Raw genomic sequence first — 244 nt, forward strand, 5'->3', positions numbered from 1 at the left:
ATCACCAAGTCGTACATCGGCTACTGGGACCCGATGGGCTGCTACGACTATGCCGTGGCCGGCGGCCACTTCAGGCGAACAGCGAGCGCCACGCTCTCAGGCGGGGCCATCGTCTGCGCGAACAAGTGGAGCGGCAACATGCTGAACTGGGCCGCGTCGTCGGCCATCGACATGCTGCGTTACGCGATGACCGGTGGTGACCGGGTAAAGGACACGCCGACCGAAACCGTGCTGCAGCGCGCCG

At 65.6% G+C, this 244-nt stretch carries 1 protein-coding gene; it reads left to right on the plus strand.

The annotated features are described in order from the left end of the window. The coding region (locus tag CVH10_RS23490; protein ID WP_146143352.1) for a hypothetical protein at positions 1-244 on the plus strand (244 nt) is incomplete at both ends.

The organism is Halomonas sp. ND22Bw (genome assembly GCF_003011945.1).
In the GTDB taxonomy this organism is placed as follows: Bacteria; Pseudomonadota; Gammaproteobacteria; order Pseudomonadales; family Halomonadaceae; genus Halomonas; species Halomonas halophila.